This is a genomic window from Solilutibacter tolerans, from assembly GCF_900155935.1.
Lineage (GTDB): Bacteria > Pseudomonadota > Gammaproteobacteria > Xanthomonadales > Xanthomonadaceae > Solilutibacter > Solilutibacter tolerans.
This window is the reverse complement of the sequence record NZ_FTLW01000001.1, coordinates 565,556-575,707: the sequence shown is the minus strand read 5'-3', so window position 1 is coordinate 575,707 and position 10,152 is coordinate 565,556. Positions and strand designations below refer to the sequence as shown.

General features: G+C 62.8%; 8 protein-coding genes. 3 read left to right on the top strand and 5 right to left on the bottom strand.

The annotated features are described in order from the left end of the window. Positions 1-16 precede the first annotated feature (16 nt). The 3 genes from BW989_RS02800 to BW989_RS02790 all read right to left on the bottom strand — a co-directional run bounded on the left by BW989_RS02800 (position 17) and on the right by BW989_RS02790 (position 3,720). Entirely contained in the window at positions 17-1,171 is a 1,155-nt protein-coding gene (locus BW989_RS02800) for a lytic murein transglycosylase (protein WP_076585323.1), read from the bottom strand. Between the two features lie 306 nt (positions 1,172-1,477). Further along, positions 1,478-2,107 (bottom strand): DUF937 domain-containing protein, encoded by a 630-nt coding sequence (locus BW989_RS02795; protein WP_076585083.1) that lies wholly within the window; start codon positions 2,105-2,107, stop codon positions 1,478-1,480. A 101-nt stretch (positions 2,108-2,208) separates the two neighbouring features. Continuing rightward, positions 2,209-3,720, bottom strand: a complete 1,512-nt coding sequence (locus BW989_RS02790; RefSeq protein WP_076585081.1) for an MATE family efflux transporter — start codon at positions 3,718-3,720, stop codon at positions 2,209-2,211. Positions 3,721-3,831: 111 nt separating this feature from the next. Here BW989_RS02790 and BW989_RS02785 point away from each other — a divergent pair, with 111 nt between their 5' ends. The 3 genes from BW989_RS02785 to BW989_RS02775 are packed head-to-tail and all read left to right on the top strand — an operon-like array spanning position 3,832 to position 5,528. Then, the gene (locus tag BW989_RS02785; RefSeq protein WP_076585321.1) at positions 3,832-4,545 is read left to right on the top strand and encodes a helix-turn-helix transcriptional regulator; all 714 of its coding nucleotides are present in this window, start codon (positions 3,832-3,834) and stop codon (positions 4,543-4,545) included. Between the two features lie 46 nt (positions 4,546-4,591). Then, on the top strand, positions 4,592-5,215 hold the full coding sequence (locus tag BW989_RS02780; RefSeq protein ID WP_076585079.1) for a glutathione S-transferase family protein: 624 nt from the start codon (positions 4,592-4,594) through the stop codon (positions 5,213-5,215). A gap of 49 nt (positions 5,216-5,264) precedes the next feature. Further along, positions 5,265-5,528, top strand: a complete 264-nt coding sequence (locus BW989_RS02775; protein WP_076585077.1) for a hypothetical protein — start codon at positions 5,265-5,267, stop codon at positions 5,526-5,528. A gap of 57 nt (positions 5,529-5,585) precedes the next feature. On the opposite strand, the gene BW989_RS02770 is transcribed toward BW989_RS02775, so the two are convergent. Next, the gene (locus BW989_RS02770; protein ID WP_076585075.1) at positions 5,586-7,193 is read right to left on the bottom strand and encodes a catalase; all 1,608 of its coding nucleotides are present in this window, start codon (positions 7,191-7,193) and stop codon (positions 5,586-5,588) included. Between the two features lie 183 nt (positions 7,194-7,376). After that, positions 7,377-9,944 carry a DNA mismatch repair protein MutS gene (mutS, locus tag BW989_RS02765; RefSeq protein WP_076585073.1) on the bottom strand — a complete coding sequence of 856 codons (2,568 nt, stop codon included), beginning with the start codon at positions 9,942-9,944 and terminating at the stop codon, positions 7,377-7,379. Between the last annotated feature and the right edge of the window lie 208 nt (positions 9,945-10,152).

The window sequence follows — 10,152 nt, the reverse complement described above, 5'->3', positions numbered from 1 at the left end:
TGCGACGCGCAGGGAATCAACGCCCCTCGCGCAACGTCTTTAAAAGTTTTTGCCCGGCACGGCCATCCGGGGTCATGCCCAGACGTGCTTGCTCCTTGCGGATCGCATCACGGCTGGCACTGCCCAGGACACCGTCAATCGCACCGATATCGTGCCCCCGCGCGCTCAGATGACGCTGCAATTCGACGCGCTCATCGCGCCCAAGGCCCGGGTCATCGGTCGGCCACGGGGTGCGCAGGCCAGCCTGCCCACGCAATGCATTGGACAAGAGCGAAATCGCCAAGGCATAGCTTTCCGCGGCGTTGTAGCTGTAGATCGCATCGTAATTCTTGAACACGAGGAAGGCTGGGCCATTGATGCCGGTCGGAATGAGCACCGCAGCGCGCGCATTGGCCGGCAAGTCGATGTTGCCGCCATCCACGCGCACGACGCCCATCGCCTGCCAATCGGATAAGGCGTGGCGATTGGTGCGCCCGGCGAGCCCGGTGTTGAAGCCCGAAGGCAGCGTCACCTCGTAACCCCATGGCTCACCACTGCGCCATCCGGACTTGACCAGGTAATTCGCCGTCGAGCCGAGCGCATCGGGGATGCTGCCAACCAGATCACGACGGCCATCACCATCGAAATCCACCGCAATGCGGTTGTAGGTGGACGGCATGAATTGCGTGTGGCCGAAGGCGCCGGCCCATGAGCCCTTCAGATCTTCTGCGCGCACATCACCGCGCTGGGCGATCTTGAGCACCTCGAACAACTCGCTTCGGAAGAACGCCTGGCGTCGCCCGAAACAGGCCAGCGTACCCAATGACTGCAACAACGGGCGCTGACCGAAGTTTTGCCCGTAATCACTTTCCACCCCCCACACGGCGACAACGGTCGCGGCATCGACACCCGTACGCGCCTGCACTTGCGAGAGCAATGCGGCGTGCGTTTGCATGCGCTCTTTGCCTTGTGCGATGCGACGGCTGTCAACCAACGCAGCCAGGTAATCCCACAACGCGGTCGTGAACTCCGGCTGGCGATCCAGCAGCGGCAGCACGCCCATGTCAGGCGAGACGGTCAATGCGTATTGATCGAATGCGGCATCGGTCACGCCCGCAGCTTTCGCCGGGCCACGCAGGCCGACCATGCAGGCGCGGAATTGCGATAGCTCGGCGGCAGTTGGCTCGACCACTTTCGGGGCTTTGGGCGCGGCGGGTTCCGGCGCAGGTGTTGGCGCAGTGGGTTCCGGCTTAGCTGGCGGCGGCGTCTTTACCGGTGCAGGCGCACAGGCGGCCAACAAGGAAACTGTGAGTGCAACGATGGCGAATCGGGCGTTTCGGATCACGGACAAGCTCGCATTCGGGGAGTGTGCATGATGCCAGCCGCGGATGAATGCTTTGTCAGGCGGTGATTCAACATCGCCCATTCCCTTGCCCGCAAACAACAAAGCCGCGCGAAGGCGGCTTTGTCTCTTACTGGATGATGCGACGCGCGCAGCTTATCGCTTGCCGCCCATCATGCCCATACCGGCCTTCAGCATGTCGTTGAAGTCGAGGTCGCCATCGCCGTCCTGGTCCAGCACGGCGCCGAGCAGGCCGCCGCCCAAGCCGCCCTGCTGCTGCGCCTGACGGCCTGCCTGGCCCAGGATGTCACCCAGCGCGCCCGCCGTCGGTGCACTCGCCTGCTGCTGGCCACCACCAAACACCTGCTTGGCGAGGTAGGCCATGACGATGGGCGCGAGGATCTTCAGCAACATCTGCGCCTTGTCGCTACCCAGGCCCGTAGTCTGACCCAACCCGCTGACCGCCTGTTGCTGGCGACCGCCGAAGATGTGCCCCAGCTGACCGAGGCCATCGGTCTGACGCGACTGCGTACCGCCGAGCACCGCGCCCAGGATGTCGCCCAGCCCCATGCCGGCCGCACCGGAATGGTCACGTCCCAGCGCGCCGAACAGCGCTTCCGCGCCCTGCGGCTGGCTGGCATTGCGGCCCAATGCGCCGATCAAGAGCGGCAATGCCGCCGCGACCGCACCCGCCGTTTGTGTCTGTCCGGTGCCAAGTTGCTGGCTGATCTGTTGCAGTGCAGGGCCAGAAAGCTGGGAAAAAATATCGTCGGTCAAGCTGGACATGGTGGCTCCAAAGAGTGAGATAGATCACGTTACGCCCGTCATTGTTACCGCGAAGGCAAGGACAAAGCGAGACCCTCGATCCTCACCCATCTCATCTTCGTTCATCGCGGACTGCTCGCGGGCACGCTTGAGTGATCGGCGCTGTTGGCGCTGACCGATGGTGGCTCTGGCGTGCGATCCGCCACAGGAGATGACGGATGCGAGGGCACCTCCGCCGGGACAGCCACCTCGCGCGGATCCTGCGCCAGCATGGTCGCTTGGCGCCACCGCCCCCATTTGTAATAGGCCAGTGACATCAGCATCGCGCATAAGGCGCTAGCCGGAAAACTCCACCAAATCGCATCCACGCCCAACGCTGGCTGCAATAACTTGGCGAAGGGAATGCGGATACCCCATAACGCCACGCCCAGGATCAGGAGCGGCGGGATGACCGCACCGGTCGCGCGCACCACGCCGGAAACGACAAATGTCACGCCAAAAAACAGGAACGACCACACCGCGATGTGATTGAGGTGGCGTGCATTGGCCAGTGCTGCACTGCCCTCAGGCAGGAACAGCGATAGCGTCAGCCGGTCGGCCAGGATGATCGGCGCGATCAGTGCGCCGGTCAGCAGGAAGTTGAAAACCACGCCGGTGCGCGCCGTGGCATCGACCCGACCCCACAGCTTTGCGCCCACGTTCTGCGCCGCCATCGACGAGCACGCCGCGCCGATCGCCATCGCCGGCATCTGCACATAGGTCCACAACTGCAGCGCCGCGCCATAGGCCGATGCGTAGTCGACACCATAGGCATTAACCATGCTGATCATCATGATCATCGCCAGCGAGATGACGATCATCTGCAGGCCCATCGGCACACCCTTGACGATGAGCGCACGCAAGATCGCGAGATCCGGCATGTAGACGTGGTTCTCGCGGCGACTGATCCACAATGGATGCCGTCGATGTCGCAACCACAGAATCATCGCCACCAAACTGATGCCGTTGGCCACCAGCGTCGCCATTGCGGAGCCTGCGATGCCCATCTCCGGCAATGGTCCGAGGCCGAAGATCAACAGCGGATTGAGCACGATATCCAGCAACACCGCCAGCATCAGAAAGATGAAAGGCGTGCGTGTATCGCCCGAGCCGCGCAGGATCGCCGACAGGAACGCGAACATGTAAAGGAAAGGCACTGCCATGAAGATGATGCGCAGGTAAGCCTCCGCCAGCGGCAGTGATTCTGCGGGCGTCGCCATCCACGCAAGGATGTGTCGCGACAGGGGCAAACCCAGCAACGCGATCACCACGGACACTCCAAAGAAGAAGGTGGCACTGGTGCCGATCACGCGCTTGGCCTGCACCATATCCTTCGCACCCATCGCCTGTCCGACCAAGATGGTCGCGGCCATGCCGACACCAAACACCGCGCCGATTAAAAAGAACATGATGTTGTTGGCATTAGCCGTCGCCGCCAAGGCCTTTTCGCCCAAAAAACGGCCAACCCAGATCGCATTGACCGACCCATTGAGCGACTGCAGGACGTTGCCGGCAAGGATCGGCAACGCGAACACCAGCAACGTGCGTGCAATGGGCCCTTGGGTCAGGTCTTGTTGATTGCCGGGGTTGGCCATCGCGGCATCTTGCCAGATGCATCCATGTCCCCCTGCACGCTTTCGTCATCCTCACCCGCACCTTGTTTGCATTCGCGGGAAAACCTGCGCCACAAACGCTACCCTGCGCTGATGTCTGATCGCGCCACCCGCCTGCTTGCCCTCATCGACCACCTGCGTCGTGCACGCTACCCCGTGACCGCAGCCGATTTGGCCTCAAGGCACGAAGTCAGCCTTCGCACTTTGTATCGCGACATCGCCACACTCAGGGCGCAAGGCGCGGATATCGAAGGAGACCCTGGCATAGGCTACCGCCTCAAGCCCGGCTTCCTGCTGCCGCCACTGATGTTCAGCACGGACGAGTTGGAAGCCTTGGTCTTGGGCGCACGCTGGGTGCAGGCGCAGGCCGACACTGAACTCTCGCAAGCCGCGACCACGGCGCTGGCCCGCATCAGCGCGACCTTGCCTGAGCCGATGCGCATCGCCATCGACACCAGCGGCCTGTTCGTGCCGCGCTGGCATGAGAACAAGACACCAGAGCCATGGCTGCCGGTATTGCGTCATGCCATTCGCAACGAGCACAAACTGCGCATGACCTATGTCGATGCTGCATCAGCGCCGACTACGCGCATCGTCTGGCCTTTCGCGATGGCGTTCTTCGACCCGGTCACCCGCACGTTCGCCGCCTGGTGCGAACTGCGCAACGACTTCCGCCACTTCCGCGCGGACCGCGTCACCGCGCTGGAGCCCACCGGCGAGTGCTATCCCGAGCGTCGCCATGCGCTGCTCAAACGTTGGTGGGCGGCGAACCCGCGCCGCAAGCGCGACACTGCTGACACGGATTGACACAGGCCACGACTAGTCTGGCCTTCCGCCCCCAAGGAGCCCCGCCATGAACGATCGCACGCTCACTCTCTACACCCACCCGATGTCACGCGCCCGCGTCGCACGTTGGATGCTGGAAGAAACCGGTCTGCCCTACGACGCCCAAGTCCTCGAATACGGCACCACGATGAAGTCGCCGGAATTCCTCGCCATCAACCCGATGGGCAAGGTGCCTGCACTCAAGCATGGCGACACCGTGGTCACCGAGAACGCCGCCATCGGCTTGTATCTGGCGGATCTCGTGCCTGAAAAGCATCTTGCGCCTGCCGTGGGCAGCGCCAATCGCGGCCCGTATTACCGCTGGATCAGCTTCATGGGCCCGCTGGAGCAGGCGATGATGTCGAAGCACGCCGGCACCACCCCCGAGCCGATGTCCGCAGGTTTCGGCACCGTCGAAGACGTAACCAACGCACTCGATGCCGCCATCGGCGAACGCGATTTCCTGGTCGGTGATCATTTCACCATGACGGATCTCTTGGTCTCGGCCTACATCGACTGGTACCTGCAATTCAAACTGCTGGAGCCGCGCGAGTCGTTCGTGCGCTATGTCGCCCTGCATAGCCAGCGCCCGGCTGCCAAACGTGCCGGGGAGCTGGATGACGCCCTGATGCCGAAGGACAAGCAATCCTGATGCCGGCGCGCTAGGCTGCGCAGGTCCAACCACTCAGGGGAGTGAATGCATGCGCACGTTGATTGTCATCGCCATCGGCATTGCCCTCGGCATCGCCCTGCTCTGGCTGTTGCGCCGCCAACGCAACGCGCCGATGACCGGGCTCCTCGCCTTTGCCGGGCTGTGGCTCTTGGCCTGCGGCTACAACCTGTCGGTCGGGGTATCGCACGGGTATTCGGTCGCCGAGGAAATCCCCTTCCTGCTGGTCAACTATCTGGTGCCCGTGGCGGTCGTGTGGGCCCTACGCAATCGCATCGGCAAGGCGCAGGGCTGAAAAAATCACGCGGGCGATCCAGCGCCCGCGTGATTCCATCCATCGCTAGATGTTCGGTTACTTCTTGCTGCCGATATCCTCACCGCCGGGCGCGGCGCCCAGGTACTTCCTCTTCGCCATCGCCTTCTTCTGCTCGGCCATCAGCTTGGCCTGCTTCTTCAGCGCTTCGGCCACGCCCTTGCCGTAGGCCGGATCGGCCTTGGTGCAATTGCCGATGTAGCGCTGCTTTATGAAGTCCGGTGCGTCGCCCATCGCCCGCGCGGTATTGTCGAACAGGCGCTGCTGCTGCTCCTTGCTCATCAAGCGGAACAGGTCACCCGGCTGGCTGAAGTAATCGTCATCGTCTTCGCGGAAATTCCAGAAATCGGCATCGCCATTGATCTTGAGCGGCGGATCGCGATATTCCGGCTGCTCCTGCCACTGGCCGAAGCTGTTGGGCTCGTAATGCGGCAGGCTGCCGTAGTTGCCGTCCATCCGGCCCGTGCCATCACGATGGTTATCGTGCACCGGGCAACGCGCGGCGTTCACCGGGATCTGGTGATAGTTCACGCCCAACCGGTAACGCTGCGCATCGGCGTAGTTGAACAGACGCGCCTGCAGCATCTTGTCCGGCGATGGCCCGATCCCCGGCACCAGCGTGCTCGGCGCGAACGCGGCCTGCTCGACATCGGCGTAGAAATTCTCCGGGTTGCGATTGAGCTCGAACTCGCCCACCTCGATCAACGGGTAGTCCTTCTTCGGCCACACCTTGGTCAGGTCGAAGGGGTGGATGTGGTAGGTCTCGGCCTCCATCTCCGGCATCACCTGCACGTACATCTTCCACTTGGGGAAGTCGCCGCGTTCGATCGCGTCGTACAAGTCGCGCTGATGGCTCTCACGGTCACCCGCGACGATGTCGGCCGCCATGTCATCCGACAAATTCTGGATGCCTTGCTGGGTGAGGGAGTGGAACTTGACCCAGTAACGCTCGTCCTTCGCATTGATGAAGCTGTACGTGTGCGAGCCGAAACCGTGCATGTGGCGATAGCTGCGCGGGATGCCGCGGTCGCTCATCACGATGGTCACTTGGTGCAAGGCTTCAGGCAACAGGGTCCAGAAATCCCAGTTGTAGGTGGCGCTGCGCAGGTTGGTGCGCGGGTCGCGCTTGACCGCCTTGTTGAGGTCGGGGAACTTGCGCGGATCACGCAGGAAGAACACCGGCGTGTTGTTGCCGACCATGTCCCAGTTGCCTTCCTCGGTGTAGAACTTGAGCGCGAAGCCGCGGATGTCGCGCTCGGCATCGGCCGCGCCGCGCTCGCCGGCGACGGTGGTGAAGCGGGCGAACATCTCAGTCTTCTTGCCGATCTTGCTGAAAATTTTCGCCTTGGTGTACTGGCTGATGTCCTTGGTGACGGTGAACGTGCCGAACGCGCCACTGCCCTTGGCATGCATGCGGCGCTCAGGGATCACCTCGCGCACGAAGTTGGCTAGTCGCTCGTTGAGCCACACGTCCTGCGCCAGCAGCGGCCCGCGGGGGCCAGCAGTCAGGCTGTTCTGGTTGTCCGGCACCGGCGCACCGAATTGAGTGGTCAGATGGGTGACCGGGCACTTGCCGTGATTTTCGACGGCAGGCGCGGCTTTCTTGCTGGACTTGTTTTTTGGCGGGGCGGTCTTCGACTTGGCCATGGCTGAACTCCTTGAGGGACGAAGTGAGCTTCGCAGTCGGCCACCCATCTTGGAAGTCACTTATTTACATCTTTTTGATAGTTGTTGACTATCGATATGGCAGCCCGCGACATCCACTACTGTGCGCTCTCCGGCATTCAATTGGCGTGACCGAAAGCTTTCCTTGGCGTGTCGCAGCAGAACTCAGTTCGATAAGGATTTGAGTCGATACAAGGCTTCCAACGCCTGCTTGGGCGTGAGCTCATCCGGATCGATACCGGCCAAGGCCTCCATCGCCGCGGACGGTGGCGCGAACAGGCCGATTTGTTGTGGCGAATCCAGCACCTGCGCGGTCAGTGGCGGCGATTTCGCCCCGCCCTGCTGTTCCAGTTCGGCCAAGCGCGCACGGGCCTCGCGCACGACGGGTTTCGGCAGGCCCGCGAGCGACGCCACCTGCAAGCCGAAGCTGCGATCCGCCGGGCCGTCTTTCACCGCGTGCATGAAGACCAGCGCATCGCCATGTTCAACTGCATCCAGATGCACGTTGCGGATGCCGCTGCCGGTCGTCGCGAGGGCAGTCAGTTCGAAGTAATGCGTGGCGAAGAGCGTGTAGCTGCGATTGCTGGCCGCCAGATGACGCGCGCAGGCTTCGGCCAGCGCAAGGCCGTCGTAAGTCGAGGTGCCGCGGCCGATCTCGTCCATCAACACCAGGGATTGCGAGGTCGCGTGATGGAGGATGTAGCTGGTTTCCGACATCTCCACCATGAAGGTGGACTGCCCCTTGGCGAGATCATCGCCCGCGCCGATGCGGGTCAGGATGCGGTCGATGGGGCCGATCTCGGCGCGCGTGGCCGGTACGAAGCTGCCGATGTGCGCCAGCAGCACGATCAGCGCGTTCTGGCGCATGTAGGTGGACTTGCCGCCCATGTTGGGGCCGGTGATGACCAGCATGCGCGTCGCATCGTCCAGCATCAGGTCGTTCGGGGTGAACGGCTCGCTGCGCACGGCCTCGACCACCGGATGGCGACCGCCTTCGATCTGCAACACGGCGTCACTCAGCAACTTCGGGCGCGACCAGTCCAGCGCTTCGGCGCGCTCGGCGAAACCGCATAACACATCAAGTTCAGCCAGCGCCTCGGCACATTGGCGCAAAGGCTGCAAGTCTTCGTTCAGCGCGTCCAGCACGTCTTCGTACAAGCCTTTTTCGCGCGCCAGTGAACGCTCGCGCGCGGACAGCACCTTGTCCTCGAAAGACTTCAATTCTTCAGTGATGTAGCGCTCGGCATTGGCCAGGGTTTGACGCCGCGTGTAGTGCACCGGCACCTTGCCGGCGTGCATCTTGCCCATCTCGATGTAATAACCATGCACGCGGTTGTAGCCGACTTTGAGCGTGTTGATGCCGGTGGCTTCACGTTCACGGGCTTCCAGGTCAATCAGGAATTGATCGGCATTCGTCGAAAGCCGACGCAACTCGTCGAGTTCGGCATCGAAGCCTTCCTTGATCACCCCACCGTCGCGCGCCAACAGTGGTGGTTGTTCGATGATTGCGCGCTGCAGTAACCCGGCGGTGCCGACATGCTCGCCCAGCGTATCGCTGAGCCACTGCAAGCGCGGCGAATCCAGTGGCGCAAGCAAGGCGCGCAAGTCGGGCAACTTCAGCAACGCATCGCGCAAGGTCGAAAGGTCACGCGGGCGCGCACTACGCAGCGCGACACGGGTGAGGATGCGTTCGACATCGCCGAAACCACGAAAGGTCTCGCGCAGATCCTCGAAGCTTCGCGCATCCAACATCATTTGCACCGAATGCAGGCGCGGCTCGACGGTGTCTCGCGTGCGTAGCGGGCGATGCAACCAACGCCGCAACAGGCGCCCGCCCATCGGTGTGATGGTCGAATCCAGCACGCCCAGCAGCGTGTGTTTGGTATCGCCGTCCACGCGCGTGTCCAGCTCCAGATGGCGGCGCGTCGCGGCGTTCATGGCGATGGCGGCATCGCCGGTTTCCAGCGTGATTGCGGTGAGGTGCGGCAACTGCTGCTTCTGCGTTTCTTCGACATAGCCCAGCAACGCGCCCGCGGCCGCAATCGCCATCGGCAAGCCGTCGATGCCAAAACCGGTCAGATCGTGCACGTTGAAAAATGCCAGCAGTTTGCGACGCGACGAATCAACATCAAACAACCACGGCGCACGCCGACGCACGCCGTTACGCGTCATGAGCGATGCCGGCCACTCGCCTTCATCGGGCAGCAGGAGTTCTGCGGGTTCAAGGCGCGCCAGTTCGGCTTCCAACTGGTCCTCGTTTTCGACCTGCGCCACCTGGAAGCGGCCACCGGCGAGATCCGCCCACGCCAGACCGAAACCTTGTTTGCCGCGCGCCACCGCCATCAACAGCGTGTCGCGGCGGTCCTGCAACAGGGCCTCGTCGGTGACCGTGCCGGGCGTGACGATGCGCACCACTTTGCGTTCGACCAAACCCTTGGATGTCGCAGGGTCGCCCACCTGTTCGCAGATCGCGACCGACTCGCCCAGCGCCACCAGACGCGCCAGATAGCCTTCATAGGCGTGATGCGGCACACCGGCCATCGGGATCGGCTGCCCGGCAGACTGCCCGCGCTGGGTCAGGGTGAGGTCGAGCAGCTTGGCGGCCTTGCGCGCGTCGTCATAGAACAATTCGTAAAAATCGCCCATGCGGAAGAACAGCAGCACGTCCGGGTGCTCCGCCTTGGCGGTGAAGAACTGACGCATGAGCGGCGTGTGCTGGTCGAGGCTGGACATCCGATCCGGGTCGAAAACGTGAACTTGCTAGTTTGCCCGATCAGGCCTGTACGTGAAGCCTCGAGACCTCCATTCACCCCCGCACGGCGCGTGCAAGCTGTGATAGTTTCAGGTGGTCGGCCACAGCCGGCTCGTCCGACCGGACCCCCACCCGCTCGTGATGTGAATTCAACTGCCATGCGTTTGCAGCGTGGCTTCGTCATGTCAT